Source organism: Nitriliruptor alkaliphilus DSM 45188 (assembly GCF_000969705.1).
Taxonomy (GTDB): Bacteria; Actinomycetota; Nitriliruptoria; order Nitriliruptorales; family Nitriliruptoraceae; genus Nitriliruptor; species Nitriliruptor alkaliphilus.
The window spans coordinates 678,364-704,907 of record NZ_KQ033901.1; the positions used below are offsets into that span (position 1 = coordinate 678,364).

Below are 26,544 nucleotides of genomic sequence, written 5' to 3' on the forward strand. Positions count from 1 at the left end.
ACGTGCGTCCCCTCCCGGCTCCCAGGCAGGGGACGACACTAACGCCCGCCGTGAGCCTCGTTCGTCGGCAACCTCTGCCGAAACGCCCCCGTACCCCCTGTGCGACCGTGCCGACCCGGTCGGCGCCTCCCGTCCGGCGCTGGTGACAGGGGGTCACCCGAGGAGTACGGTCGACAGGTACCGATCACGTGCTCCGGATCCCGGCACGGCTCGCCCTGCGATGCCGACGGACCGGAGCGCTCGTGTCCCAGCTCCTCGCGTCACACCTCCTCGGGTCCAAGCTCCGCGTGGCCGAGCTGATGGACGCCACCTGCGTCGGCCCCGGTTCGCTGTGGCGGGCGGCTCGCGACCTGCGTCGGCGTGCTCGGCAGAACCTCAGCGGCAGCGACGAGGACCTGCTCCGCCAGATCGCGCGCGGCGACGGTGATGCCTTGGCGGTCCTCCACCACCGTTGCGCCCATCTCGTGCAGATCAACGTCCGCCGCGTCCTGGACGAACCAGCGCTCGCCGAACTGCTCACCGATCAGATCTTCGACGATCTGTCGACCGTGGCCGGTCGTTTCGACCCGAGCCGCGGCGACGCCCGGATGTGGCTGCTGGCCCTCGCGCACGAGCGAGCGACGGCCCGGGCGAACGGCTACCCCGCGCCGACGAGGTCCGTGGCTGTCAGCGCGCCTCCGACGACGTCCCGGGCGACCAGGTTGAGCTTCCGGTTGCTGCGACGCGCGTGAGCACGGAGCAGCTCGAACGCGCCATCCATCGGGATGGACGCCTGCTCGGAGATGATGCCCTTGGCCTGCTCGATGCTGATGCGGCTGTGCAACGCGTGCTGGAGCTGGGCCTCGACGACGTGCGATCGGTGCAGCTCACGCTGCTGGATCAGCCCGATGGTCGCCACGTCCGCCATCGCCTGGCCGACGGCCAGGCCACCCTCTCCGAGGCCACCCGGCTCGGTCAGGAAGAGGTTCAGGGCGCCGAGGATCGTGCCGCGCAGGCGCAGCGGCACGGCCTGCACCGACCGGAACCCGGTCGCCAGGGCCTGTGGCGTGAACCGTGGCCACCGCCCGTGCGCCTCCACGAGATCGTCGGCACCGACCGGCACCCCCGTCGTGAAGCAGTCGTGGCACGGCCCCTCCTGGTTCTGGACCTGGAAGAGCTCGAGCAGGGCGGTCCGCTCGTGCGAGGCCGCCATGAACTGCAGGTGACCTGCCTCGTCGACCAGGAGGATGCCCGCCTCCGATGCGAGCTCGAGCTCGACCACCCGCTCCGTCAACGTGGACAGGAAATCGGCGAGGTCGAGATCCTCGACCAACGTGTCGGCGAGTTCGACGAACGTCGCAACGAGCCGGCGTTCGCGTACAGAGCTGTGGGCCGTGTCTTCGACCACGTGTCCTGCCTCCCGGGTCCGTGACCCAGTCGCTGAGCTGAGGGTAGGTGCCCGCCACCCCCGGGGTCGGGGGTAGCTGACCGACGGGCTAGCCATCGGGTTCGAGTCGGAGCCGGTGGGCCACGACGTCCGCGGCGGTCTCACGCAACGGGCGCCCGTCCGCGTACGCGTGCGCCCGGAGCACCGCCAGCGCCGCGCCGACGGCGATGCCGAGCTGCACCGACACGATCCCGGTCGCCTGGTGGATCTCGGCCGCGTCGTCGACGCCGTCGAACAGTTGATCGAGGTCGTACGCCGGGCGGCCCGACTGCACCGCGAGCAGCAGATCGAGCGCGAACCTGGCGAACACCAACGCGTCGGCGTGGTGCTCGTCGCGGATCGCACCGGTGGTGCGTCGGTACAGCGTGAGTGCCCCGAGGCGGATCGCGCCCCGCTGGAGCGGGAACGCGAAGACCGACCCCAGCCCGACCTCGGCGGCGGCCGGGCCGAACGCCGGCCACGTGTCGTCGCACCCGAGATCCTCGACCAGCACGGGCCAGCCGTGACGCTGCGCCGTGTACGCGGGGCCCTCTCCGAGGCCGGCCTGCAGCTCCTCGAAGCCGCGCGCCCCGTCGGTCGCGGACACCGACTGGAGCAGCGCGTCATCGACGATCATCGAGAGACCGACGCCCTCCGCATCGAGACCGACCATCGCCGCCGAGCACAGCCGATCCGCGAGCGACCCATCGGGCTGAGCCGCGATGGCCCCGACGAGGCGCGAGAGCCGGTTCTGGTCCACTCAGCCGCGGCTCGGGTTGGTCCGCTGAGGGGGGACACCGACGGCCGGCCCGGGGAGGCGGACGTGCCGCCCGCCACCGAGGCTCTTGGCCCGGTACATCGCCGCGTCGGCGAGCTCGACGGCGTCGTCGGCGGTGGCGAACCCACCACCCGCCACGGCGACCCCGACGCTCATGGCGAGCTCGACGGCCTCACCGGTCGCCACCATCCGGAACGGCTGCGACAGCGCGAGCAGGGTGCGGGCCGCCAGGTCGGTGGCCTCGTCCTCGTCGGGGAGGTCCTCGCACACGATGACGAACTCGTCCCCGGCGAACCGCGCGAGCGTGTCCTGGGGGCGCAGGCTCGCCGAGAGGCGCGCAGCGACGTCGATGAGGAGCTGATCACCGACGCCGTGTCCGTGCTCGTCGTTGACCTGCTTGAACCCGTCGATGTCGCAGAACAGGACCGCGAACGGCCGGCCTGTCCGCTCCGAACGGGAGGTCGCCTGGTCCAGCCTGTCCGTCAGCAACCGACGGTTCGGCAGCCCGGTGAGCGGGTCGTGCATCGCGTCCTCGGTCAGCCTGGCCGTCGTCCGGGCTGTTTCCTCGCGACGGCGGGCGATCATCAGGTACGAGGCGATGACGTCCGCGATGGTCTGGGAGCTGGCGAGCTGGTCATCGCTGAGCGTGGTCGGTTCGGTCGCGTACAACTCCAGCGCACCGATGCACGCCCCGAGGTGGCGCAGGGGGAAGCTGAACACGGCGCCGAGGCCCGTCGCCGCCGCCCGGGCCGAGAACCGCGGCATCGTCCGATCCGCCCCGAGGTCGGGCAGCGCGACCTCGGTGCCCGACCTGAAGGCGGTCAGGCAGGGTCCCTCTCCGAGCTCGACCTGCAACCTGCCGACGCTCCGGATGCGTTCGTCGGTGGTTGACACGAAGTGGTCTTCGGTGGGACCGTCCATGAGCAGGACGCCCGCTCCGGTCACCGGCAGCAGGGCGACGAGCTGTTCCGCGAGCCGGTCGAGGACGTCCTGGATGGAGAAGTCCACCGTCAACGTCGTCGCGAACCGCACGAGGATCGCCAGGAGCGTCCCCTCGTTCACGGGCTGCTCGGGTCCGAGCATCGTGGGTCTCCGGCCGCGGACGGGTGTCGGGATCGATGGGACTCATCGCTGGGCCTCATCGACGGGGCGACGACCCGTGCCGGGGTCGAGGGCACGGTGTGACGGTGTGTGACATTCAAGCTACACGTTCCGCCGCGCAGGCGCCAGAACCTGCGGTGTCACACCTCGGCGGGCTCCGCCACCTCCGCCAGGGCACGGACGGCGTCGACGAAGGCGTCCATCGGCGGGGAGACCAGGCCGGCCCCGACCTGACCCGTTCCCGCCACCTTTCCGGCGATGCCGGTGTTGACGAACGGCAGGATCCCGGTGCGGGCGATCCGGGCCACGTCGATCCCGACCGGCGTGCCCCGGAACTCCAGGATCGGCACCTGGTAGTGGGGGTGCTCACCCAGGGTGATGCCGTACATCTCGCGCGTCGCGTCGAGCGCGTCGCCCGCCTCCCCACCGACGAACCGCACGATCGCGGGCGCGGCCGCCATCGCGAAGCCACCGACGCCGGCGGTCTCCATGATGGTCGAGTCGCCGATGTCGGGGTTGGCGTCCTCGGCGGTGTAGTCGCCGAGAAACAACCCGTCGGGGACCTCGGCAGGACCGGTGAACCACCGGTCGCCGGTACCGGACACCTGCACCCCGAAGTCGGTGCCGTTGCGGGCCATCGCGACCACGACGGTGCACCCGGGGATGTCGCGTACCGGGTCCATCGCGGCCTTCGCGGCGGGCATCCCGAGGTTGAGGAAGAAGTGCTCGTTGCCGTTGACGAACCGCACCACGTCGGCGAGGTCGCGGTTGTCGATCCCCGCCTCCAGCAGCGGCGGCACGACCTCGCGCACGATCATCGCCGACGCGGCCCGGTTGCGGTTGTGCAGCTCGTCACCCATCTGCAGCGCCTGGGTGATGATGGCGCGCAGGTCGAGCGAGCCGAGCTGGCCGATGGCTGCCGTCAGCGCGGGACCGAGCACGTCCTGCATCCAACGCAGCCGTTCGATGACCTCGGGCGAGTAGGCGCCGTAGCGCAGCACCTTGCCGAGCCCCTCGTTGAGGGTGCAGTACGCCGTGTTGCCGAACGGGCCGTTCTCGATCGCGAACATCGGCATCGACGGAGCCACCACCCCGGCCATCGGGCCGACGGCACCGTGGTGGTGGCAGGGCGACAGCTCGAGATCGCCACGCTCGCCGATGGCGGCAGCCTCCTCGGGCGTGTCCGCCATGCCCTCGTAGAGCATCGCGGCGATCAGGGCACCGCGCATGGGACCGGACGCGCGCTCCCAGGTGATCGGTGGCCCGGCGTGCAGGAACTGGCCGGTCTCGATCCCGACCGCCTCACGAGCGCTGCGGATGCCCACCCAGTGCGGTTCGGCCGAGGTGATGCGCTCGAGCGCCGTGGTGTTGGCGGACGCGGTCCGCGGATCCGCGGCGATGGCGGCCAGCGGTCCGGCGAGATCGGCCTCGACCGGCGGGCGCCAGTCGGTGGGCACGACCTGGACGCCCTGGTTCCGCAGGGTGGTCTCGAACAGCTCGACGCCAGCGGTGACGACGCGTGGCGGGCCGTCGAGCAGCTGGCCGAGGGCGGGGACGGCTGCGGGATCGGTCACGACGGACCTCCGACGAGTTCGATGGCCTTGCGGGCGGCGCGGGCGTTGGACAGGTGCACGGACGCGCCGGACTCGACCAGCCTCGCCGCCTGCCGGTCGCGTCCCTGAGGGTCACCGGCGCTGCCGCAGAGCGAGACGACCACAGCGAGGTCGTCCCCGTCGGCGATGGCCGCGGCGATGGCGGGCGCCAGCTCGGCTGCGGGGTCGGGGTGGGCACCGTGACCGAGGACCACGTCGAGCAGCAGCACGCGCCCGCCCGGCCGGCGTGCTTCGGCGGCGATCCGTTCGAGCCGCAGCGACTGGTCGATCATCGGGTGCGGGCGCCCGAGGGTGAACTCGTCCTCACCGAGGTCGACCAGGACGTGCCCGGGGGTGTCGAGGTCGTCGGTCAGCGGTGATGCTCCGGGGAGCGTGACGTTCGAGGCCACCTCGCCCAGGGCGTCGGCGACCAGCAGGATCGCCTCCTGGCACAGCGTCCCGCCGGCGAACAGGCCGCGGACCTCACCGTAGGTGCCGGTCCGCTCGGTCGGTGCTGGCCAGCTGCGCGGCTGCTCGGCGGAGCGCCCGAGCGCGTCGAGCACCGCGGCGGACGCGGCCGTGAGGTCGTCCTGGCCGGGGCCGAGCATGGCGAACACGACGGGGGTGGTGGCCGCCTCCGCGGCATCCCGCACCGCAGCGCCGACCGTCTCGTCCGGCGGCTTGGACAGGATCACGATGAGCTCGGTCGCCGGATCGTCGTCGAGTGCCCGGAGCGCCTGCAGGGTGGCTGCGCCACCGACCTCGGCCTTGAGGTCGCGGCCGCCGACGCCGAGCACGTGGGACACCCCGACCCCGGCGTCGTCGAGCAGGCAGGTCAGGTGTTGCGCACCGGTCCCCGAAGCGGCGACGACGCCGACGGGGCCGGGCTGGACGACGTTGGCGAACCCGAGGCCGACCCCCGAGACGATCGCCGTCCCCGCATCCGGCCCCATGACGAGGAGGCCCCGCTCCCCCGCCTCGCGCTTGAGCGCCACCTCGGCGTCGACGGGGACGTTGTCGCTGAAGATCATCACGTGGACGCCGGCGCGCAGCGCGTCCAGGGCCTCGACGTAGGCGTGCTCGCCCGGGACCGAGATCAGGGCCAGGTCCCCGGCGGCCGCGCCAGCACCGAGGGCAGCGTCGCGGACCGTCCGCGGCGGCGGGCCGTCGCCGAAGCCTCGCTGGGCGCCTCCGCCGCGGCTGGCGGCGAGCGCTGCCTCGAGCTCGGCGAGCGCCGCGTCGACGGCGGCCTCGTCGCGCGCGCGGATCGCGACGACGAGGTCGTTCGGTCCGGCGTCGACCGCGTCGAAGCCCATCCCGTCGAGCAGTTCGAGGTTGAGCTCGGTGGCCATCGCGACCAGCGCCTTGTCGACACCATCGACGTCGCCGACGCGGCGGCTGACCTGCATCAGGCTCACCGAGTCGGCGTACGTCCCCCGACGGACATCCAGGTGATCGGCCATCAGCGGGCTCCTACGGTCGTGGCGGGTCGGTCGGGGTCGCCTGCCTCGGCGGTGGCGAGCACGAGTGCTGCGCCCGTGATCAGGCCGTGCGCCAGATCGCGGCCCGAGGTGGCGCCGACGGCGAGCAGCGCGTCGAGGGCCGGGGTGAGCGGACGGCGGCCGGTGAAGGCGTGCAGCACGGCGGCGGCGAGGTCGGCCACCTCGCCACGGACGGCGTGGTGGAGCAGCTCGGCGGACACCGCCGTGGTCACGTGGCGTGCACGGTCGACCACCGCGCCGCCGGTGAGGGCGAGCGTCCGGGTCAACGTGGTCGTGGCTTCCGGCGCGACGGCGGGGGACAGCGTCACGACAGCGGCGAACAGGCCGGCCAGGACGTCGTCGCCCGCGGGCGTCAGACCGGGGCCGGCCCCGACGAGGTCGCGGACAGCGGTGAGGACGCCGTCCATGTCGCCGGACCGCAGCGCCTCGGCGACGGCGTCCGCCGGGACGGCGAGATCGTGGCTGTCCGAGCCCGTGCGGGCCATCAGGTGCGCCCGGGCGTCGGCGATCTTGCCGGCGATCAGAGGAGGGCTGGTGGCCCGCAGGTGCGGCGACGGGTCGAACCACCGGGCGACGGTCACCTGCAACTGCCCCACACCGATCGCGCCGTCACCGACGGTTCCCTCCTGGCCGACGTGCAGGCCGGCCAACGGACGGGCCGCGACGCCGACGCTGAGGACGACGGCGTTGGGGTGCTGGACGCCGTCGGCAGCGACCACGGCGAGCAGCCCGGTCGCGTGCTCGAGGTACACCGCGGCGGGGAAGGCGGCGAGGACGCGCACCGGCTGAGGAGGGCCGGCCAGCACCGGGGCGATGGCAGAACTGGCCGCACCCGGCGTGGCGTTCGCAGGACCCGTGACGCGCTCGAGGGCGTCCATCATCGTCCGACCCGGACCTGGGTACCTGCGGTGCCCTCGGCCGCGGCGACCGCGTCGTCGAGCGAGGCGATGGCCGCGCGGCCACCGGTGCGTTCCACGAAGCGGCAGACCGCTTCGACCTTCGGGCCCATCGAACCGACCGAGAAGTGCCCATCGCGCTGGAGCCCGCGCAGCTCGTCGACGGTGACCGCCCCGAGCCAACGCTGGTCCGACGTCCCGTACCCGACAGCGACGGCGGGCACGTCGGTGAGGATCACGAAGCTCACGGCGGACAGCTCCTCGGCGAGTCGTGCCCCCGCGAGGTCCTTGTCGATCACGGCCTCGATGCCGCGCAGCGGACCGTCCCCGTCGGTGACGACCGGGATGCCCCCGCCCCCGTTGGCCACGACGATGGCGCCGTCGTCGAGGAGGAGCTCGACGGCCGCGCGGTCGACGGACACGAGCGGCTCGGGCGACGCGACCACGCGCCGCCACCCGCGTTCACCCTGCCGCGCGAAGTGCTGGCCCTCGGCCTCGCGCTCGGCGACCTCATCGGCGTCGGTCAGGTAGGGGCCGATGGGCTTGGACGGGGCGGTGAACCCCGGATCGTCGGCGGCCACAAGCACTCGACTGACCACCGGGACGACCGGCTGGGTGACCCCGCGCACCGCCAGCTCGTGCGACAGCGTGCTGGCGATGGTGAACCCGATGGTGGCCTGGGTCTGGGCGACGCACCAGTCGAGGGGGACCGGGGGGACCACGTGCTTGGCGAGCTCGTTCTTGATCAGCACGTTGCCGACCTGCGGACCGTTGCCGTGGGTGAGGATCAGCTCGGTCAGCCCGTGCTCGACCAGGGCGGCGACCTGGCGCATCGTGCGCCAGATGTTGTCGGTCTGCTCGGCCGCCGTACCCGCGGTGCCGGCGGGCGAGATCGCGTTGCCACCGAGGGCGATGACCGTCCGGTCCGCCACAGCCCACCGCTCCCATCGTCGTCGCGCACGTGGAGTCCACGGCCGCTCGCACCGTAGGACGCTCCCGTACCCCGTTCCTCGGCGACCTCCGCCGAAGGTCACTTCCCGCCGTCGGCAGGTTGTGCCCGGCCAGCCACGCTGGTCGGGCGATCCGCGACGCAGGTCGGGCCGCGCCCCGCCGGGGCGGAGCGCGGCCCGAGGCCCTCGATCAGCCGGTCAGGGCCGGTCGGTGGGGTCGTCCGTCGGACGGTCCAGGCGCGGGTGCCGACCCTCGGTCAACCCCTCCATGCCGAGCTGGTCGGCCGGTGGGGCACCGATGTCGTAGGTGCCGACGCCGCGCTCCAAGTCGGTGCCCGGGATGATGTTGTCGAGCAGCAGACCGACGATGGCGGCGACGGCGATGCCCGAGCCGCCGATCGACTTGGCCAGGTCGGTCAGCCACCCCACGCCGAGCAGCGTCCAGTCGTCGGGCAGGCCGCCGAAGTAGTTCGGCACGACCAGGCCCATGAACAGGACGAACCCGACGATCATCAGGTTGCGCTGCGAGTCCATGTCGGCGCGCTGCAGGTTCGACAGGCCGACCGCGGCGATCAGCCCGAACAGCGCGAGGTAGATGCCACCGACGATGGGACTGGGGATGGTCGCGATGACGGCGCCCACCTTGCTGGCCAGGCCGAGGACCACCAGCGCGATCGCACCGATGATGACCACCACGCGGCTGGCGACCTTGGTCAGACCGACGAGGCCGATGTTCTCGCTGTAGGAGGTCGAGGCGAAGCCGCCGACGAGGCCGGTGATGAAGCAGCCGATGCCCTCGGCGCCGATGCCCCGGTTGATCTGCTTCTTGGTCGGGTCACCCTTGCCGACGATGCGCGAGATCGCGTGGTAGTCGCCGAAGGACTCGATGGTCGAGGCGAGGTAGGCCGCGATGATGGCGACGAAGAAGCCGAGGTCGAACAGCGGCGTGCCCCAGGGGAAGATGATCCCGCCCTCGCCGGGCACGAAGCCGCGGAGCCACGGCGCGTCACCGATGCCTTCGAACGAGACGGCGCTGGCGGATCCCGCCTCGAAGACCCCCACCGCCGTCAGCACCAACGCGACGAGGTAGGCGCTCAGGACCGCGAGCAGGATCGGGAACAGCGAGAACATCCGGACCCGCTGGGCGAGGATGAGCCCGTACACGAAGATGAAGGCCACCGTCAGGAGCGCCAGCCACCAGTTGCCCTGCGCCGTGCCGGAGGCGGCACCGAACAGCGACAGACCGATCAGAGCGATGACCGGGCCGATGGTGATCGGGGTGATGAAGCGCCGGAGCACACCCATCAGGCCGCCGTACCCGACGATCATCTCCACGATGGCGCCGGCCATGATCGCGCCGGCGATGTAGCGCATCGCATCCTCGCCGGGGTGGGCGGCGATGATGGCGAAGAAGGGACCGAGGAACGCGAACGAGACGCCCTGCACGATCGGCAGGCGGGTGCCGAACATCACCTGGACGACCGTGGCCAGCCCCGAGGCGATGAACACCGAGCTGATGAGGATGGCGATCTGGGTGAGGTCGAAGCCCATCGCTGGGCCGAGGATCAGCGGGACCGTGATGGTCGCGCCGAACGCGGTCAGGACGTGCTGCAGCCCGAGACCGATGGCCTTCGGGAAGGGCTTGGGGACATCATCGAGCCCGTAGTTGAGCTCGACCTGCGGTGGGGCCTGCGTGCTCAAAGGTTGCTCCCTCTCACTCGACAGCCGGGGCCGTCGCTCGGTGGCCGCGCCCGCACTTCGGGCGGCGATCCGTCTCCCGCCCGGACGCTAGATGCCCGAACGGCCACCATCTTCGGCAGACGTTACCGAGGACGTCCCGCCGCCCTCGGCAACCCCTGTCGGCGAGGTTCGGCTAGCTGCCGACGCCGACCGGGCGGCCCAGATCGGGCCGCATCGACCGGCTGACGACGAACGAGCCGAGGACGGCGAGGACGATGCCGTTGATCGGCGGGATGAACCAGCCGTTCTTGCTCGACAGCCACGCGACGAAGGTCGCCACGGCGTAGACGGCGAGGTTCTCCCAGCGGACCACGGGGACCACGTAGCCCTCGGGCTCGGGCATGCCATCGCGCCAGTTGGCGAGGAAGTCACCGATGATCACGCCGCCCACCGCGGGGATGAGGATCCCGAGCCACAGTAGGTAACCGATGAGGTTGTCGTAGATCGGCATCGCGAGCAGCGTGCCGATGACCACCCCGCCGATGACGAACGGCTTCTTGGTGGGCGCGTTGAACAGCTCGGCGCCGGCGACCCCGAAGTTGTAGGCGGTGTTGTCGTTGGTGGTCCACAGGTTCGCGACCAGGAACACCAGGCCCCAGCCGATGAGGTTGAGGGCGAACAGCACCTCGACGAAGTCACCGATCCCGAAGGCCAGCGCCCCGATACCGCCGAAGAAGATCATCAGCAGCTCGCCGATGAAGAAGGCGAGCGCCGAGGCACCGATGCCTTGACCCGGCGTGCGCGCGAAGCGGGTCCAGTTCGGCGCCTGTGTCCCGCCGGAGGCGAACGTGCCGACGATGGCGGTGACGGCGGCAGCGACGGTCATCCCGCCACCGCCGGTGATGGCACCGAGGCCGCCCGCGTCGCCGATCTCGCCGAGCGATCGCCAGGTGACCCACCCGGCGAGGATCAGCAGCAGCGGGACCGAGACCGCCGACAGCAGTTCCATGCCGCGGTAGCCGTAGTAGGCGGTGACGCCCATGATCGCGCCGCCGAGCACGATGAGGGTCCACCGCCACCCGGCCCCCTCGAGGCCGGTGGCCTGTTGGGTCAGCAGCGCCAGGGTGGCGACCGTGACGCCGTACCAGCCGATCTGGGTCCCGCCGAGCAGGAGGGAGACCAGCTTGCTGCCGCCGCTCCCGAAGGAGTACCGCGACATCATCACGGTGGTCAGGCCGGTCCGCGCCCCGATCGCGCCGAGCGCCGAGACGTACACGCCGAGGACCAGCGAGCCGAGCAGCGCCACCTGCAGGAACCCGGCGAAGCTGAACTCCGGTGCGATGTTCGCGCCGGCCAGCATCGTCGGGGTGAAGAAGGTGAAGCCGAGCAGCACCACCCCGAGCGACAGCACCGACTTGCGGGCGTGCGGCGGGACGATGTGCAGCGGGTAGTCGGGGTCGACGTGGTCGGTCTTCGGAGGTGGTGCGAGCTGGTCAGTCATCGCCGATGTCCTCGTTCCAGATCGTGGGGTGCTGCTGGATGAAGTCGCCGAGGAGGTCGACGCAGCGCTGGTCGTCGAGGACGTGCACCTCGACGCCGTGCTCCGCCAGCCAGTCGTGGCCGCCGTGGAAGGTGCGCGCCTCGCCGATGACCACGCGCGAGATGCCGAACTGGCGCACCAGGCCGGAGCAGTACCAGCAGGGCGACAGGGTGGTGACCATCGTGGTGCCGCGGTAGCTGCGCTGGCGGCCGGCGCGGCGGAACGCGTCGGTCTCGCCGTGCACGGAGGGGTCCTCGTCCTGGACGCGGCGGTTGTGACCGCGGCCGAGGACGGCGCCGTCGGCACCGATGAGCGCGGCACCGATGGGGATGCCGCCCTCGTCCCGGCCGGCGATCGCCTCCTCGAGGGCGACCTCCAGCCAGCCCTCGAACCGCGCATCGTCGCCCGTCACCAACGTCGGTCCTCCCGGTCCGGTGCCGCCTCGCACCGACCATCGCGGACGGTGGCCGTCCGGACAAGGGACGTGATGGACGATTCTGACTGCTAGAACCGCACTGGACGTGCGATATCCAGCGCAGGAGGCGGCAGTTGCGGGTCAGCGATCTGCTCGAGCTCGAACCGGTGCGACGGGCGCGGCCCCGGTGGGTGGTCCCGGCGACCGACCGTGAGGTCACCTGGGTCCACTCCTCGGAGATCTACGAGATCGCCCCCCTCCTCCAGGGCGGCGAGGTCCTGCTGACCACGGGCCTCGGCCTGGTCGGGGCCGACGCGGAGGGGCTACGTCGCTACGTCGCCGGCCTCGCCGACCGGGGCGTGGCCGCGCTCGCGCTCGAGCTCGGACGCACCTTCCCCGAGCCGCCCGGCGAGCTGGTGGCCGCCTGCCGCGCCCACGACCTGACGCTCCTGACCTTCGATGCGGTGGTGCCGTTCGTGCAGACCTGCCGGGCGGCCAACGAGGCCGTGCTCGACCACGAGGTCACCGGGCTGCGCCACCAGCAACGCATCACCGCGACGCTGACCTCCGCGCTGCTCGAGGGCCAGAGCCTGCCGGCCCTGGTCGCCCACCTCGCCGAGCTCACCGACACCGCGGTGGAGCTGATCGCCCGGGACGGGCACGTGGTCGCGCAGGCACCCGCCGGCACGAGTGTGGACGCCGCCGGCATCCACGAGCCGGTCGCGCTGTTCGGCCGACCGTGGGGTGAGCTGTGGGCCGCCTGTGACGACGCCAGCCGCCCGGAGGTCGCGGCGGCGCTCGAACGCGCCGTGGTGGCCGTGGAGCTCGCCCTGCTGCGCACGGTCGACGGCGTCCGCCAGGCCGGCGACGCACGTCGCGCCCTGGTGCTCGACCTCGCCCGCGGCAGCTACGCCGATGCTGCCGAACTCGCCTCGCGCGCTGCGGGGGTGGGGCTGCCGACCGGACGGGCGTTGCTGCCGTTCGCGGTCTCCGCCGATCCGGGCACGAGCGCAGCCGGGTTGCGCCTCGCGGTCGCCAGCGTCCTCGAGCGGTGGGCCCCGGGAGGTATCGCCGGCGAGGTCGGCGAGGTGGTGGCCGTGGTCGCCCCGTCCCCGCCGCGCACGCGCCCCTCGCTCGAGGAGTTCGCGGACAGCGTCGCACGGCTGCTGGCCAGGACCGGCGGCGGCGTACGCCGTGTCGTGGCCGACGACCCCGTCGACCATCCGGTCGAGCTGACGGCAGGCCTGCGGGCCGCGCTCGAGGGTGTCTCGGCAGCCGATCGGCTCGGTGGCGACCAGCAGGTCCTCCTCCCGGTCGACCTCGCGGTGCTCCGCACGCTCCGGGCGGCCGGCGACCCCGCGCTGGACCTCCTGGTCCGCACCGTCCTCGGGCCGTTGCTCACCCACGACGCCCGCCACCGCCCCGCCCTGCTGCCGACCCTGGTGGCCTACGTGGAAGCTGGCAGGTCCAAGGTCACCGCAGCCGAGCAGCTCGGGGTGCGCCGACAGACCGTCCAGGCGCGCCTGCGACGCATCACCGACCTGCTGGACCTCGATGCGGATCGCCAGTCGGATGCGACCGCGCTGGAGCTGGCGATCACCGCGTGGCGCGTCCGCGGCGCCGGCGTCGCCTGAACGATCACCGGTCCGTGGCCGGTCGGTGGCCGGCGCCGACGACTCAGTCGTCGACGCGGACGATCGCGGCGACGGGACCGCCACCCTGGGGGCCCTGGTGCAGGGCACCGACCGAGACGAACACGGCCGAGTCGCCGACGGTCGCTGCGGTCACGCCACCGACCGCACCCTTGATCTGACGGTGGTGGTGGACGTCGGAGTCGTCGAGCATCAGCTGGCGACGACCGCGCAGCTGACCGCTCGCGTCGGCCTCGCACTTGAGGAACACGCCCACGAGCTTGTCACCGAGGTCGGTGTGGTGCGGCCGGTCGGGCAGATCGAGGCCGGCAGAGCGGATCGCGTTCCAGATGCCGTCCTGGTCGAGCGCGTCCTTCATCACGCTGTGCCCGACGCGGTACTTCGAGCGCGCACCGGCAGCGTTGCCGACGACCACGATCTGGGCGCGGTCGAGTTCGACACCCGAGGAGCACGAGGCGACGGCCGAGTACAGCGAGGTGTCCTTGCAGATCGCGTCGGCCGCAGGCACCTCGCTGATCTCGCCGAGGCCGTAGGCCACGCCGAGGCCCGTGGTGCCGTTGGAGACGTCCATGGAGTACAGGGTGTCCTCGGTGAAGACCGTCTCGCCGCGGCTGTGCGCGTCGGCGATGGTCTCCTGGACCAGCAGCGGGGTCTTGGTCTGCACGTAGTGCACGTCGGCGACGTCGGTGATGCCGGCCTCGGCCATGGCGCGCTTCACGCCCTCGCCGACCTTCTCGACCATCGCGGGACGGCCGATGTCCTCGGGCAGGAGCACGTCGGACATCGCGAACCCGACCGACAACCGCTTCGACATCTCATCGCTCCCCGAGCCCGAGGAGACGTCGACACCCTGCTCGTCGGGGACGCGGGCGAAGACGACCGCGTGCGGGGTGATGACGCCGTCGCAGCCCCCCGACCACGCCATCGGGATCTGCTTGACGTCCGCCTCGCTGCGGGTGCCCTTGTCCACCAGCACGCCGCGGTAGGCCTGGTCGGCCAGGATGCGGGTGTAGTCGTTGACGCCCCCGTTGCCCTCGGTCTTGCCGATGACGGCGACCACGTCGTCGGCCGCGAACACCCCGTCGTCGATGAGGGCGGCGAGTCCGGAGGCGTCGTTGACGCTCTTGAACTCGATCTTGCGGACCTCGAACGGCATCGGTGCACTCTCCTGGCTGCGGCGGGGTGGGCGACGGTAGTCCTCGTCCAGCGCCCACTCCATGTGAACTTCCGACGACGGATGGCCCAGGTCGATAGCGTCACCTGCCGAACCCACGGGCTCGGTCGGGCCCTCGAACGCCCGGAGATGGTGCCGCCGTGATCGATCCTGCGTCCGACGTCCCCGGCGCCCCGCTCGGCGGCGCGCTCGCGCTCCGCGAGGTGCTGACCACGCCGACGCTGACCGGCTCACGCGTCCTCGCAGGCGCAGCCGGGCTGGAGCGTCCGGTCGAACGACTCAACGTCATGGAGGTCCCCGACATCACGCGGTGGGTCAAGCCGCACGAGTTCCTGTTGACCACCGCCTACCCGCTGCGAGGTCGGCCCGAGACGCTGCCCGGTCTGATCGCGGACCTCGACGACGCCGGGCTCGCCGGGCTCGGCATCAAGCTCGGCCGCTACCTCGACGAGGCACCGGCCGACATGATCGAAGCCGCCGAGGCACGCGGGTTCCCGCTCGTGCAGCTCCCCGACGACGTCGGGTTCGACGAGATCCTCAACGAGGTCCTGACCGCGATCCTCCACCGCCAGGCGCAGCTGCTCGCCCGGTCCGAACGCGTGCACCGGGCGTTCCTGCAGCTGGTCCTCAACGGCCACGGGCTCCCCGAGATCGCCCGCGACCTCGCGGAGCTGATCACCGCACCGGCGGTGATCGTCGACCTCGACGGGCGCCCGCTGGCACACGCCGGGCTGGACCAGCTCGGCATCGAGGACCCGGCCCGGGTGGTGCTCGATCCAGGCGGCGCGACCGTCTGTGTGGACGGCGAGCGGGTGGCGTGCACCGCGGTCCGCATCTCCGCGGGGCCACGGGAGCACGGCCACGTCGTCGCCCTGTCACGTGGCGAGGCACCCACCGACGACCTCGTGGCCCTGGAGAACGCGGCGACGGTCGCCGCACTGGCGTTGACCCAGCGCCTCGAGGTGCGGGCCGTCGAGGACAAGTACCGCTCGGACCTCATGCACGACCTGCTGCGCGAAGTGGACGATCCGGACGACGCGCGACGCCGGGCCGCCGGGTTCGGGTGGGACCTCGACCGCCGCCTGATCGTGCTGGTGGTGCGGCTGGACACCCCGCCGGAACCGGTCATCCCCGACGAGATCACCCGTCGCACCCCGCTGGTCGGGGCGATGCGCCGCGCCATCCTCGACCGGGACCCGACCGCGGCCATCGCCCGGTTCAGCCACGAGGCGGTCATCGTGACCGCAGCGTTCGACGGACCCGATGGCCGTGACGAGGCGCGACGGTTCTCCCGGCGGCTGATCGACGACGCGATCCGGACGGTCGAGGGCACCCTGTCGGCCGGGCTGTCGCGACCGGTCGAGACGATCACCGACATCAGCCGGGCCTACGAGCAGGCCACCCGCGCCCTGGTCATCGGCCGCGGGATCCACGGCCCCGGGGCGCTGGCGCACTTCGACGACCTCGGCGCGTACCGGGTGCTGTCCCTGGTGGAGGACCACGCCGAGCTGCGCAGCTTCGCGACCGAGGTCCTCGGCGAGCTGGCCGCCGACACCGACAACGCCGAGGACCTGCGCCGCACGCTGCAGACCCTGCTGGACACCGGCGGCAACGTCGCCGAGGCCGCCCGCCAGCTGCACTTCCACTACAACACGCTGCGCTACCGGGTCGACAAGCTCGAGTCGATCGTGGGGCCGTTCACCACCGATGCGCGGATCCGCCTCGACGTCCACCTCGCGCTGATGGTGTTCGCCATGCGCGGCCTCGACGGCCGCAGCTGACCCGCGACGAGGTGGGTTGTCACGCCTCCGGGTGGCGCCCGTAGGCTCCGGCGCGACCGTGGTCACCTGCGACCACCCGCCGACCAGGAGTCGCCCGTGGCTGCCACCATCTTCTACGACCAGGACGCTGACCTCTCGCTGATCCAGGGCCGCACGGTCGCGGTCCTCGGGTACGGCTCCCAGGGGCACGCCCACGCGCTCAACCTGCGTGACTCGGGGGTGGACGTGCGGGTGGGGCTGCGGCCGGGTTCGGCCTCGCGGGCCAAGGCCGAGGAAGCGGGCCTCAAGGTGTTGGACACCAACGCTGCCGCGGCCGAGGCCGACGTGGTGGTGATCCTGGCCCCCGACACCGTGCAGAAGCAGATGTGGCACGACGGGTTGGCCGACCAGCTCACCGAGGGCGACGCGCTGGTGTTCGGCCACGGGTTCAACGTGCACTACGGCTGGATCGACCCGCCGGCGGGGATCGATGTGTTCCTGGTGGCACCCAAGTCGCCGGGCCACATCGCCCGCCGCACCTACGAACAGGGTCAGGGGGTGCCCGGGCTGGTCGCGGTGCACCAGGACGCCACCGGCACCGCCCTGCAGCTGGGGGTCTCCTACGCCGCAGCGCTGGGGTTGACCCGGGCCGGGGTGCTGCAGACCACCTTCGCCGAGGAGACCGAGACCGACCTGTTCGGTGAGCAGGCCGTGCTGTGCGGCGGGGTGTCCCACCTGGTCCAGGCCGGGTTCGAGACGTTGGTCGAGGCCGGCTACCAGCCCGAAGCGGCCTACTTCGAGACCCTCCACGAGCTCAAGCTCATCGTGGACATGATCTTCGAGGGCGGCCTGTCCTGGATGCGCTACTCGGTCTCGGAGACCGCCGAGTACGGCGACTACGTCTCCGGCCCGCGCGTGATCGACGACCGCGCCAAGCAGGCCATGCGCGACATCCTCACCGACATCCAGGACGGCACCTTCGCCGCGGCGCTCGCCGACGAATGGGAGGGCGGCGCCAAGACCTTCGAAGCCAACCGTGCCGCGGGCAAGGACCACCAGATCGAACAGGTCGGCCGCAAGGTCCGCGACATGATCCCCTTCATCACCACCCCCACCGAAGGGTTCTAGTCCCCCCGTGGCGCTGCTCGACGCGGCCCTGATCCTGCTCGCCGCCGTCGGCGCGGGCGCGATGAACGCGGTCGTCGGCGCCGGCACGCTGATCACCTTCCCGACCCTGCTCGCGCTCGGCTTCCCCCCGGTCGTCGCGAACGTGTCCAACACCGTCGGGCTCGTGCCCGGATCGGTCGCCGGCGCCTACGCCTACCGTGCCACGCTGAGCGGCCGTGCACCGCTGCTGCGCCGGTTGGTGGTGGTCTCCGGCATCGGCGGCGTCCTCGGTGGGGCGCTGCTGCTCGCGCTCCCCCCCGGTGCGTTCGAGCTGGTGGTTCCGCCGTTGCTGGTGCTCTCGGGGGTGCTCGCCGCGATCCAGCCGCGGGTCGCGGCGTGGGTCGTCCGCCGACGCGCGGCCGCGGCGCCCGCCATCCCTGCGGCCGAGAGCCCTCCCACCGCCACGCCGGCTCTGCTGCACGTCAGCCCGCTGCTGCTGGCCGGGGTGGCGGCGACCGGGGTGTACGGGGGCTACTTCGGTGCGGCGCAGGGCGTCATCCTGCTCGCCATCCTCGGTGTCTTCGTCGGCGGCGCCATGAACGACGTCAACGGCATCAAGAACGTCCTGGCGGGCGTGGCCAACCTCGTCTCCGCCGCCCTGTTCATCGCCATCGCTGACGTCGACTGGTCGGTGGCGGGCCTCGTCGCGGTCGGTGCCACCATCGGCGGCGGCCTCGGTGGCCGCTACGGGCGGCGCCTGCATCCCGGGCCGCTCCGCGCCCTGGTGGTCACCGTCGCGTTCGTCGCCGCCGGGTGGCAGCTGGCGACCTGACCGCCCCGACAGCCGTTCAAGGCTGGCCGTGCGGCGTGGGTTGCCACGCGATCTCGGGACGCTCGCTCGAGCCCCCGATCGGCAGGGCCGGCGTCAGAACCCAGAGCACCCGGGTCACCGCTGAGGCAGCCGGGTTGCGGAAGGAGTGCGGTGCCTGCGGACCGAAGGTCATCGCGTCCCCGGTGGCCATCTGGTGGGTGTGGGTACCGATGGTCAGGTGGAGCTCACCCTCGAGGACGAGGACGAACTCGACATCGGCGGGTAGTTCGTAGGTCTCATCGCCGCTGCCGCCACCCGGACGGATCACCGAGTGGATGACCTGGAGCCGACGCTCGCGGAGCGGCGTCAGCAGCGACTCCGCCATCCCCGCCCCGCCGAACCCGATGCTCGGGTAGGCGTCCGCCCGGATCAGGTCCCCGCGATCGGGCGCCTCCGTGAACAGGTCGCCGATCGACAGGCCGAGTGCGGCGCACAGCCGCAGGAGCGTGGCGACGGAAGGTGTGGCGAGGTCACGCTCGACCTTGGACAGGAAACCCTTGGTCAGTCCCACCTCGTCAGCGACCTGCGCCAGGGTCAGCCGCTGGGCCTTGCGAGCCGCGCGGAGCCGTCTCCCGGTCGGTCGCACATCACCCTCGGCGACCGACCCGTCCGTCCCGACCTCGCCTGTGGTCACGCTCATGCTTCCGCCGGGGAGAGGTGCTCGTGCACAGCCTTCCACGACCCAGCCTGCTGTCGGCGGAAGACGATGGTCTCGCGCTCGAGGAGGGTCTCCTCACCGGCGCTGGTGGACGTCACGGTCTCCACGTCGTGCAGGAACACAGCCACGTCGCCGAGGTCCTGCACGTGCTGTCCGCTCGAACGTGCGCGCAGGATCTGCAACCCGTCCTCCCGCACCCACCGCGCCCACTCCTCCCGGTAGGCCTCCGTCGAGAGCAGCGGCCGGTCGGCAGTGTGGAACACGAAGCTCGCCCCCGGTTCGAAGCACGCGAAGTACGCCTCGAGATCGCCCCGAGCGAACGCTTCGACCAGGGTGGCTGCGGCCGCGAGAACCTCATCGATGGTGGACACGGACGATCTCCTCGGACGGTTGGCGGATCCGCGGTGGTAGCGGCGATGCGTGGGAGGATGGCGCGTGGGAGGATGGCACGCAGCAGGATGGTGCCCCGACGAGCGGAGGGCCCGATGCAGGTCCGGCGGCTGATCGATCTGTCGCACCCCGTGGATGCCGGCACGACCGTCTACCCCGGGGACCCGGAGGTGCGCCTCTCCGACGCAGCGACCATCGCCGACGACGGCTTCAACGTGCTGCACGTGCACATGGGCTCGCAGAGCGGCACGCACGTCGACGCGCCCTACCACTTCCTCGCCGAGGGTGCCCGGATCGACGAGCTGGATCTCGGCCACTTCGTCGCGTCCGCGGTCGTCGCGGACCTGCGCGGTCTCGGGGCGCGGACTGCCATCACCTGGGAGAGCCTGCAGCCGGTAGCCGACCGCTTGCGGCCGAACGTGATGGTGCTGTTGCACACGGGCTGGGACGAGCACTGGGGCCGTGAGACCTACTTCGATCACCCCTACCTGGCCGCGGACGCGGCGGAGCGGCTGGTCGCACGCGGCGTCCGCACCGTGGGCATCGACGCGCTGAGCATCGACCGAACGGTGCTGGAAGGTGAGCACCCGACGGGCTTCGCCACCCACCACGTCCTTCTCGGCGCCGGAGGCGTCATCGTCGAGAACCTCACCAACCTGGCCGCTCTCGGGCAGGCCGACGTGCTCGTGAGCGTGCTTCCGATCCGGCTCACCGGTGCCGACGGGGCGCCGGTGCGTGCCGTGGCCATGGAGTTCGACGTGGGCGACCATTGATGCACGGCTCACGACGGGACCGGAGCCATCGCGCTCATGAGCTCGTAGGCGACGTGTGCCGCCGCGATGCCGGTGAGCTGGGCATGGTCGTAGGCGGGTGACACCTCGACGATGTCGGCCGATACGAGGTCGAGGTCCCCGAAGGCCCGCAGCATGGTCAGGAGCTCCCGGCTGGTGAGCCCCCCGGCCTCCGGGGTCCCCGTCCCTGGGGCGTGCGCCGGATCGAGCACGTCGATGTCAACCGAGACGTAGACAGGCCGGTCCTCGACCCGGGCGCGGATGCGCTCGATGGCGGTCGCGGAACCGTCGCGCTCCACGTCGGGACAGGTGATGGCGGTGAACCCGAGCGCGGCGTCGTCGGTCATGTCCTGTGGGGAGTACAGCGGCCCCCGGATGCCGACGTGGATGCTGCCCTCGGGATCGATCAGACCCTCCTCCGAGGCACGTCGGAACGGGGTGCCGTGCGTGGTCGCGACCCCGAAGTAGGTGTCCCACGTGTCGAGGTGGGCGTCGAAGTGCACGACCGAGATCGGCCCGTGCTCGCGCGCCATGACGCGCAGCAGGGGCAGTGCGATCGTGTGGTCCCCTCCGAGCGTCACCAGGCGGGCACCGGCGTCGACCAGCTCACGCGCCCCGCGTTCGATCGCCTCGATCGCGTCGGGGATGTCGAACGGGTTGCAGGCGATGTCGCCGGCGTCGACCACCTGCTGGGCCACGAAGGGTGAGACGTCGACGGCCGGGTTGTACGGGCGCAACAGCCGGGAGCTCTCACGCACGTGCGAGGGGCCGAACCGTGCACCGGGCCGGTAGCTGACCCCGGAGTCGAAGGGAACGCCGACCACGGCCACGTCCATCCGCGTCACCTCGTCGCGTCGCGGCAGCCGGGCGAAGGTGCCCGGTCCGGCGAACCGGGGCACCACGGTCGCGTCCACCGGGCCCACGGAGGGTGGTGGGCCGCCGGTGGGACGATCCGGAGACGGGGGGGTCATGGGGACTCCGAGGAGGGGAGGTGATCGGTCGGTGGACAGGCCAGCAGCACGAGGTCCTCGGCATCGAGGGAGACCGGGACGACCGCTCCCTCCCGCAACCGGGACCGCGCAGGCACGTGGACGAGCAGCTGCTGCTCCCCGACGACGAGCCGGCACCGTTGGTGGACCCCGAGGAAGTGCTGCTCGTCGACGAGAGCATCACCCACCGACACCTTCCGCGAGCCGTCGACCGAGAGGTGCTCGGGACGGATCGAGAGGGAGACGTCGCTGCCGACCGGGGCGTCGCCGGCGACGGGCAGCCGGCCGAGCCGTGTCTGCACCTCGACGCCGTCGTCCGTCCGTGCGATCACGGTCCCCTCCACGAGGTTGCTGTCGCCCATGAAGGTGGCGGAGAACCGGCTGGCGGGACGCAGGTAGAGGCGATCCGGGGGGCCCTGGTCCTCGATGCGGCCGTCGCGCAGGATCACGATGATGTCGGCCAGCGCCATCGCCTCCTCCTGGTCGTGGGTGACGTGCACGAAGGTCGTTCCCAGCGTGCGTTGGATCGAGGTGAGCTCGTCCTGCATCTGCCGACGCAGCTTCAGGTCGAGCGCTCCGAGGGGCTCGTCGAGCAGCAGCACGCGCGGTTCGATCACGAGCGCCCGGGCCAGCGCGATGCGTTGCCGCTGTCCGCCCGAGAGCTCCGTGATCCGCCGGTCGATCGTGTGCTCGAGCCCGACGAGCTCGAGCATGCGTTCGACCTGCTTGCGTCGCGCCGCGCCCTTGATACCCCGCTGCGCGGGGCCGAACCCGACGTTCTCGCCGACCGTCATGTGAGGGAAGAGCGCGTAGTCCTGGAAGACGGTGGTGGTGGGTCGCTTCGCCGGCGAGAGGGAGGTGACGTCCCGGCCGTCGACCAGGACGCGTCCGCCGGTCGGGCGGGTGAAGCCGCCGAGGATCGACAGCAGCGTCGTCTTGCCGCTGCCCGACGGGCCGAGGATGACGACGTAGCTGCCGGGCGCGATCGTCAGGTCGACCTCGTCGAGCGCGACGGTGTCCTCGTAGTGCATGGCGAGGCGCTCGACGGTGAGGCTCGCTCCCTTGGTCATCGGCGGGCTCCGAGACGACGGCGTGCCACCAGGTAGGTGAGCACGAGCAGGACGACCGAGAAGGCGAACACGAGGGTGCCCGCGGCGTTCGTCTTCGAGTTCAGGCCGGTGCGCAGCGCCGACCAGATCTCCACCGGCAAGGTCACGTCGAACCGGGCGAGCAGCAGCGCGATGATGAACTCGTCCCAGGAGAGGGTGAACGCGAGCAGGAAGGCGGCCATGATCCCCGGCAGCAGCACCGGGACGACGATGCGGGTGATCACGGTGAACTCGTTGGCGCCGAGGTCGCGGGCGGCGAGCTCGAACCGTGCGTGCTCGTCGCGCATCTGGCTGAGGATGATCGCGAACGCCAGCGGCAGGTTGATGACGACGTGGCCGATGGTGACCAGCGTCAGCGAGCGGCCGATCGCGAGCTGGTTCGCGCTCAGCGACAGGCCGAGCCCGATGACCAGGTACGAGACGCCGAGGGGCGCCATCAGCAGCGCACGCAGACCGGTCGCCCCGGCGGGGCGGTAGCGGCCGAGGCCGTAGGCGGCCAGCAGGGCCAGGACGGTGCTGATCGTCGCGGAGATCAGCCCGACCTGTACGGAGTGCTTCAGGGCGTCGGTCATCCGGCCGTCGGCGAAGAGCGCCTCGTACCAACGCAGTGACGGTCCGGTGAACGGCGGGACCGGCAAGGTGGTGCTCTGGAAGCTGAACAGGACCAGCGAGGCGACGGGCAGGAAGATGAACAGGTAGATGGCACCGAGGTAGCCGACCCGCAGCGCCGTGGCCCAGCGGCTCACGATCGGCTCGCCAGGGTGAGCTTGCGGGCGGAGGCGAGGTAGACCAGCGCGACGATCGCGAGCAGGACGACGCTCATGGCTGCGGCGAGCGGGAAGTCCCCGCGGCGGTCGACCTGCAGCATGATGGCCTGGGGCAGGAGCAGCTCGTTGCCCCCGCCCACGATCTGCGGGGTGATGAAGTCCCCGATCGCGAGCACGAAGGTCAGGAAGGCGCCCACCACCACACCGGGCAGGCTCAGCGGCAAGGTGATGCTCATGAACGTGCGCACGTTCGAGGCGCCGAGGTCACGGGCGGCCTTGCGCAGCGAGTCGGGGATCTGGCGCAGGCTGGCGTAGATCGTCAACGCCAGGACCATGGTGAAGAAGTGCACGAACGCGACGACGGTCGCCGTGCGGGTGTTGGCCAGGGTGATCGGGGAAGCGATCAGTCCCGTCTCCAACAGGGTGCGGTTGACCACACCGTTGCGCGCGAGCACGAGCAGCCAGCTGTAGCTGCGCACCACGTAGGAGGTCCAGAAGGGCAGGACGGCGAGCAGGAGCAACGGCCCCTGCCACCGCGCGGGGACCCGGTAGGCCACGAGGTAGGCGAAGGGGTAGGCCAGCAGCAAGCTCACCACGATGGTCAGCAACACGACCTCGAGCGAGTTCTGCAACGCGCCGCGGAAGACCGGGTCGGTGAGGATGCGCTCGTAGTTGGCCAGCGTCGGGGTGCGGTCGATGGCGCCGCCGATGCGCGTCCACAGGCTGGTGGCGAGCACGAGCGCCATGGGCCCGACGAAGAAGATGGCAGTGAACAGCAGGGCCGGGCCGGAGAAGGCCCAGCCCTGCTGCGATCGAGAGCGCACCGTCAGCTCTGGAGGAAGCGGGTCCACACGTCGAGCATGGCCGCGTCGAGCTCCTCGTCGGGGATGTAGTACGGGTAGGAGTTGGCGATGTAGTCGTCCTGCTGGTCCCAGCGCAGGATGTCCTTCTCCTCGTCGCTGAGCGCCGCCTGGCTGTTGGCCGGCATGCCCCAGTAGCAGGAGGAGGTCGCGAGCCGCGCCTGGCCCTCTTCGCTGACGATGTACCGGACGAACTCGGTCGCCAGGTCCTGCTGCTCCGAGTCGGCCAGCACGCCGATGGCCTGCTGCCAGCGGATGCCGCCCTGCTCCGGCAGGATCCAGTCGAGCTCGGGGTTCTCCTCGTTGAGGACGCTGGTGACGTACTCGCCGCCGCCGACGATCACGTCGACCTCGCCAGTGGCGAGCGCGGTCTGCACCTGGACGACGTCGCCGGTCAGCGCGGACTGCTCCCGTAGCTCGAGGAGCCGTTCCTCGATGGCGGGCAGATCGTCCATCGTGATCTGGTCGGGCTCGATCCCGAGTTCGAGCGCGACCAGTTCCATCACCGGGATGTAGTAGTCGTAGATCGCGATGCGACCCTCGAGCTCCGGGTCCCACAGCGCCGACAGGTCCTCCACGACCGACTCGTCCACGGCGTCACCGTCGAACGCGATCGTGTTGTAACCGAACTTCTCCGGCACGGCGTACAGCGTCCCGTCGAGCTCGTGGATGTCCGGCATCCGGACGGCCTCGAAGAAGTCTTCCCAGGGGAAGTCGTCACGGTCGAGTTCGGCGAGGAGACCAGCTTCGGCCACGCGCGGGACGTCGACCGAGTCGATGACGAAGACGTCCCAGTCGCCGGGCTGGGACTGCTCGAGGATGCCGAGCGCGACGCCGGTGCCTTCGTAGTCGCGCACGTTGACGCGGACGCCGTGCTCCTCCTCGAACGGGCGCAGCAGCTCTGGGTCGGTGTGGTCGCACCACACCAGCGCGCTGAGCTCGCCTCCGTTGGCTGCATCCCCACCACCGTCGGCCCCGCCGTCCCCGCAGGCGGTGGCCGCCAACGCGAAGGCCACGACGCTGGCCGCGAACCGGACCGTTCCGAGCGTGCCTGCCATGGGCTCCCCTCCCGCGGTACCAGAATGGTAGACCTCGGCTTCCTTGGAGGAAACACTTGTTGCATCCAGCGCGACACCGTGTGCCGCGGAGCGCTCACCCGTTCCGGCCGTACGCCGCCTGCCCGCCTGCGCTCCGGACGCCGGTGGTCACGGTCGCGTTCGTCGCGGCAGCCTGAGCACCTCGAGCGGCGGCCGAGCCGCAGCGCCGCCGAGCCGCAGCGCCGCCGAGCCGAGGGTCAGGCGGGTTGGGTGCCGTCGCGGGCGGGCACGATCGCCGGTGTCACCTGCCCCTCGTCGGTCACCACCGTGTCGCCCCCGAGGGCCTTGGCTGCGTAGAGGGCCCGGTCGGCCCGGGCGAGGAGGGTGTCGAGCGAGTCGCCGGGCTGGTGCGTCGCCAGGCCGACGGACGTCGTGACCCGAGCGGGCCCGGCCGCCAGGCCCAGCTCAGCGATCGTCCGCCGCCACCGCTCAGCGCTGCGCCGCGCATCCGCAGGCGAGGTGTCGGGGGTCACGACGAGCAGCTCGTCGCCACCCCAGCGGCCGATCAGGTCGGTGGTCCGCAGGTCGGCCCGGAGGGCGGACACCACGGCGACCAGCGCGGCGTCACCGGCAGCATGACCGTGGTGGTCGTTGCGCGCCTTGAACCGGTCGAGGTCGAGGAGAGCGACCGACAGGGCACCGCCGTAGCGGTCCGCGCGGGCGAGTGCCTGGCGCAGCGCCTGCTCGGCACCACGTCGGTTGCTCACCCCGGTCAGGGGATCGGTGCTGGCGAGCTCGTCGAGCGCACGCGCCCGCACCCGCTCCTCGGTCAGCTGCGTCTTCAGCGACGCGAGCCCGTAGGCCAGCCCCACCACGGCTCCGAGGGTCATCGACTGGCGGGCCAGCGCGATGCCGAGCCCGGACGGGTCCGACCACCCGGTGACGATGTGCGGCAGGAGCAGGAGCGTGAAGAGCGCCCACAGCGCGAGCGCCCAGCCACGGGCGGCACGGAGCTCCGCCGCGAGGTAGATGATGAGGACGCACGCGATCAGCGTGGGCCCGGTGGTCTCCACCACCAACGCCTTGAGCTCGCCAGGGGCGAGATCGGCCACGTACGCCACACCCACCAGGCGCAGCAGCACCACACTCGCCACGCCGATCACCAGCAGGCCCTCGGCCCGGGAGACGGCCAGTCGACGCGTCGCCAGCCCGATCAGCGTGACGAGCATCCCGACCGTCAGCGTGCCGTACACCGGGAGCGCGAACGGCTCGTCACCCGCACGGACCCACCCGATCGCGGGCATGAACGGGGTGCTGACCCCGAGCGCGATCAGGTAGATCCTGCGTCGCAGCGCGTCGGCGCTCCGCCCGCTCTCGTCCACCTCGTCCCCCCAAACGGGCCCGGTTGCCCCACCGGCCCCCTGGCGACGCCCCGTCGCCTCGGTGGAGCCTACGCGTCCGGTCCGACACGCGGAAGGCGTCCAGCACGGGTGCGCGCGGGTCGCGACAGCCGCGCGCGA

Annotated in this window: 25 protein-coding genes; 5 read left to right on the forward strand and 20 right to left on the reverse strand. The window is 71.6% G+C overall.

Translation table 11 applies throughout. The annotated features are described in order from the left end of the window. Positions 1–260: 260 nt before the first annotated feature. The 11 genes from NITAL_RS28425 to NITAL_RS03240 form a co-directional block, all read right to left on the reverse strand. Positions 261–611 (reverse strand): hypothetical protein, encoded by a 351-nt coding sequence (locus NITAL_RS28425; RefSeq protein ID WP_211262171.1) that lies wholly within the window; start codon positions 609–611, stop codon positions 261–263. 26 nt (positions 612–637) lie between these two features. Then, positions 638–1,387: a GAF and ANTAR domain-containing protein gene (locus NITAL_RS03195; RefSeq protein WP_052664656.1), complete on the reverse strand. Its 750-nt coding sequence runs from the start codon at positions 1,385–1,387 to the stop codon at positions 638–640. Between the two features lie 88 nt (positions 1,388–1,475). Continuing rightward, on the reverse strand, positions 1,476–2,165 hold the full coding sequence (locus NITAL_RS03200; protein ID WP_052664658.1) for a GAF and ANTAR domain-containing protein: 690 nt from the start codon (positions 2,163–2,165) through the stop codon (positions 1,476–1,478). Beyond that, positions 2,166–3,266, reverse strand: coding sequence for a sensor domain-containing diguanylate cyclase (locus NITAL_RS03205; RefSeq protein ID WP_052664660.1), 1,101 nt, complete (start codon positions 3,264–3,266; stop codon positions 2,166–2,168). Positions 3,267–3,424: 158 nt separating this feature from the next. After that, a complete protein-coding gene (locus NITAL_RS03210; RefSeq protein ID WP_052664661.1) occupies positions 3,425–4,858 on the reverse strand; it encodes a YlbE family protein in 1,434 nt (477 codons plus the stop codon). Further along, complete coding sequence (locus NITAL_RS03215; RefSeq protein WP_052664663.1) at positions 4,855–6,339, reverse strand: AllF/FdrA family protein; 1,485 nt, start codon at positions 6,337–6,339, stop codon at positions 4,855–4,857. Before NITAL_RS03215 ends, NITAL_RS03210 begins: the two co-directional genes overlap by 4 nt. Then, positions 6,339–7,259 carry an oxamate carbamoyltransferase subunit AllH family protein gene (locus NITAL_RS03220; protein ID WP_083441175.1) on the reverse strand — a complete coding sequence of 307 codons (921 nt, stop codon included), beginning with the start codon at positions 7,257–7,259 and terminating at the stop codon, positions 6,339–6,341. Before NITAL_RS03220 ends, NITAL_RS03215 begins: the two co-directional genes overlap by 1 nt. Beyond that, positions 7,256–8,206, reverse strand: coding sequence for a carbamate kinase (locus tag NITAL_RS03225; RefSeq protein ID WP_052664667.1), 951 nt, complete (start codon positions 8,204–8,206; stop codon positions 7,256–7,258). Before NITAL_RS03225 ends, NITAL_RS03220 begins: the two co-directional genes overlap by 4 nt. A gap of 216 nt (positions 8,207–8,422) precedes the next feature. After that, positions 8,423–9,925 (reverse strand): uracil-xanthine permease family protein, encoded by a 1,503-nt coding sequence (locus NITAL_RS03230; RefSeq protein WP_083441176.1) that lies wholly within the window; start codon positions 9,923–9,925, stop codon positions 8,423–8,425. Between the two features lie 172 nt (positions 9,926–10,097). Further along, positions 10,098–11,405: a cytosine permease gene (gene codB, locus NITAL_RS03235; protein WP_052664669.1), complete on the reverse strand. Its 1,308-nt coding sequence runs from the start codon at positions 11,403–11,405 to the stop codon at positions 10,098–10,100. Then, entirely contained in the window at positions 11,398–11,856 is a 459-nt protein-coding gene (locus NITAL_RS03240; RefSeq protein ID WP_211262172.1) for a nucleoside deaminase, read from the reverse strand. The genes codB and NITAL_RS03240 overlap by 8 nt, the downstream gene beginning before the upstream one ends. 137 nt (positions 11,857–11,993) lie before the next feature. Here NITAL_RS03240 and NITAL_RS03245 point away from each other — a divergent pair, with 137 nt between their 5' ends. Beyond that, the gene (locus NITAL_RS03245; RefSeq protein ID WP_052664673.1) at positions 11,994–13,493 is read left to right on the forward strand and encodes a PucR family transcriptional regulator; all 1,500 of its coding nucleotides are present in this window, start codon (positions 11,994–11,996) and stop codon (positions 13,491–13,493) included. Positions 13,494–13,536: 43 nt separating this feature from the next. Here the strand turns inward: NITAL_RS03245 and atzD are convergent, their stop codons facing one another. Beyond that, positions 13,537–14,730 carry a cyanuric acid amidohydrolase gene (atzD, locus tag NITAL_RS03250; protein ID WP_083441177.1) on the reverse strand — a complete coding sequence of 398 codons (1,194 nt, stop codon included), beginning with the start codon at positions 14,728–14,730 and terminating at the stop codon, positions 13,537–13,539. 95 nt (positions 14,731–14,825) lie between these two features. Between atzD and NITAL_RS03255 the strand changes: the two genes are divergently transcribed. The 3 genes from NITAL_RS03255 to NITAL_RS03265 all read left to right on the forward strand — a co-directional run bounded on the left by NITAL_RS03255 (position 14,826) and on the right by NITAL_RS03265 (position 18,384). Then, complete coding sequence (locus NITAL_RS03255; protein WP_052664677.1) at positions 14,826–16,466, forward strand: PucR family transcriptional regulator; 1,641 nt, start codon at positions 14,826–14,828, stop codon at positions 16,464–16,466. Positions 16,467–16,562: 96 nt separating this feature from the next. After that, on the forward strand, positions 16,563–17,573 hold the full coding sequence (gene ilvC / locus NITAL_RS03260) for a ketol-acid reductoisomerase (RefSeq protein WP_052664679.1): 1,011 nt from the start codon (positions 16,563–16,565) through the stop codon (positions 17,571–17,573). Between the two features lie 7 nt (positions 17,574–17,580). Beyond that, positions 17,581–18,384, forward strand: coding sequence for a sulfite exporter TauE/SafE family protein (locus NITAL_RS03265; protein WP_083441178.1), 804 nt, complete (start codon positions 17,581–17,583; stop codon positions 18,382–18,384). Between the two features lie 16 nt (positions 18,385–18,400). Here NITAL_RS03265 and NITAL_RS03270 read toward each other — a convergent pair whose 3' ends face one another. Both NITAL_RS03270 and NITAL_RS03275 read right to left on the reverse strand, forming a co-directional pair. Continuing rightward, positions 18,401–19,063: a helix-turn-helix domain-containing protein gene (locus NITAL_RS03270; RefSeq protein WP_052664681.1), complete on the reverse strand. Its 663-nt coding sequence runs from the start codon at positions 19,061–19,063 to the stop codon at positions 18,401–18,403. Beyond that, the gene (locus NITAL_RS03275; RefSeq protein WP_052664684.1) at positions 19,060–19,452 is read right to left on the reverse strand and encodes a YybH family protein; all 393 of its coding nucleotides are present in this window, start codon (positions 19,450–19,452) and stop codon (positions 19,060–19,062) included. The genes NITAL_RS03270 and NITAL_RS03275 overlap by 4 nt, the downstream gene beginning before the upstream one ends. 114 nt (positions 19,453–19,566) lie before the next feature. Here NITAL_RS03275 and NITAL_RS03280 point away from each other — a divergent pair, with 114 nt between their 5' ends. After that, positions 19,567–20,244 carry a cyclase family protein gene (locus tag NITAL_RS03280; protein ID WP_052664686.1) on the forward strand — a complete coding sequence of 226 codons (678 nt, stop codon included), beginning with the start codon at positions 19,567–19,569 and terminating at the stop codon, positions 20,242–20,244. 8 nt (positions 20,245–20,252) lie between these two features. On the opposite strand, the gene speB is transcribed toward NITAL_RS03280, so the two are convergent. The 6 genes from speB to NITAL_RS03310 form a co-directional block, all read right to left on the reverse strand. Continuing rightward, a complete protein-coding gene (speB, locus tag NITAL_RS03285; RefSeq protein ID WP_052664687.1) occupies positions 20,253–21,233 on the reverse strand; it encodes an agmatinase in 981 nt (326 codons plus the stop codon). Then, a complete protein-coding gene (locus NITAL_RS03290; protein ID WP_052664689.1) occupies positions 21,230–22,321 on the reverse strand; it encodes an ABC transporter ATP-binding protein in 1,092 nt (363 codons plus the stop codon). Before NITAL_RS03290 ends, speB begins: the two co-directional genes overlap by 4 nt. Next, positions 22,318–23,106, reverse strand: coding sequence for an ABC transporter permease (locus NITAL_RS03295; RefSeq protein WP_052664690.1), 789 nt, complete (start codon positions 23,104–23,106; stop codon positions 22,318–22,320). The genes NITAL_RS03290 and NITAL_RS03295 overlap by 4 nt, the downstream gene beginning before the upstream one ends. Beyond that, positions 23,103–23,951, reverse strand: coding sequence for an ABC transporter permease (locus tag NITAL_RS03300; RefSeq protein ID WP_211262174.1), 849 nt, complete (start codon positions 23,949–23,951; stop codon positions 23,103–23,105). The genes NITAL_RS03295 and NITAL_RS03300 overlap by 4 nt, the downstream gene beginning before the upstream one ends. A 2-nt stretch (positions 23,952–23,953) precedes the next feature. Further along, on the reverse strand, positions 23,954–25,045 hold the full coding sequence (locus NITAL_RS03305; protein ID WP_083441179.1) for an ABC transporter substrate-binding protein: 1,092 nt from the start codon (positions 25,043–25,045) through the stop codon (positions 23,954–23,956). A gap of 236 nt (positions 25,046–25,281) precedes the next feature. Then, positions 25,282–26,406: a GGDEF domain-containing protein gene (locus tag NITAL_RS03310; protein WP_052664692.1), complete on the reverse strand. Its 1,125-nt coding sequence runs from the start codon at positions 26,404–26,406 to the stop codon at positions 25,282–25,284. Positions 26,407–26,544: the final 138 nt, after the last annotated feature.